Annotated in this window: 1 protein-coding gene; it reads right to left on the reverse strand. The window is 72.5% G+C overall.

Annotation, left to right across the window (positions count from 1 at the left end; genetic code table 11):
• Window positions 1–1,009: SGNH/GDSL hydrolase family protein (locus HMPREF0731_RS21740; protein WP_007006407.1), on the reverse strand; the 1,009-nt coding region annotated here is incomplete at both ends.

Genomic DNA, 1,009 nt, shown 5'->3' on the forward strand with positions numbered 1-1,009 from the left:
TCGCCTCGCGCCGGCGCGCCACCAGCCCGGCCAGCGCCAGGCGCGGCGCCGCGTCCTCGGCCAGGGCGCCCACGCTGTGGTCGGTGGTGACGTCCCAGTGCCGGCCGCGCCCGACCGTCAGGCGCAGGAAGCCGCCCATCTCCGGCACCGGCTGCGGCAGCGGCCAGATGCCCAGCACCAGCTTGTCCCCCGGCGCGCCGTCATGCTTGGAGGCGACATGCAGCCGCACGCTGCGGCTGCCGGAGACGGTCAGCACCGCGTGGCTGTGGCCGAAATCGGCGACCATGCCGGTCGCCTCCCAGCCGGCGGGCAGGTGGAAATCCGCCCCCGTCTCGCGGTCGATCTCCACCAGGTCGACGCCGATCAGCGCCGTCTGCCGCCGGGTGCGGCGGAACTCGCGGCGGATGGCGGGGCCGGCCGGGAAATAGCGGTATTCGAACCCGGCCATGCTGCGCGTCTCGGCCGACAGGTCGCGCTGGCGCGCCAGCCCGGGCAGCAGATCCGCCAGCATCTGGCCGAGCTGCACCGAGACCGGGTTGTCCAGATGCATGTTGTCCTTGAACAGCCGCACCCCCTGCATGCCGGGGTCCACCGCCAGCCGCTCCAGCCAGGCATAGCCGTCGAAGAAGGGCAGGGCGTATTTCTCGGCCACCGCCCGGTAGAGGGCGCCGATGCGCTTGCCATCGGGGCGGAAGGAGTCCACCGGCAGCAGCACCAGCACCGGCAGGCAACCGGTGCGGGTGATGCGCGAGACCATGGCGCCGAGCGCCGCCTCCACCGGCCGCGCGCCATGCGCGCCGCTGGCCAGCAGCGTGCCGTCATTGCAGGCGAAATCGATCAGGCAGAGGTCGAGGCCAGAAAAATCGATCTCCTCCTGCCGGAAGGCGAACAGGTCGGAGGAGCAGAAGCCCAGCGCGTAGTTGGACGCCTGCAGCGTCTCCGCCTGCTGCAGCACCCGCGCCCAGCCGCCGGCGGCGACGCTGTTCGAGGTGCCGATGACGGCGAGGCG

It is taken from the genome of Pseudoroseomonas cervicalis ATCC 49957, from assembly GCF_000164635.1.
GTDB lineage: Bacteria > Pseudomonadota > Alphaproteobacteria > Acetobacterales > Acetobacteraceae > Pseudoroseomonas > Pseudoroseomonas cervicalis.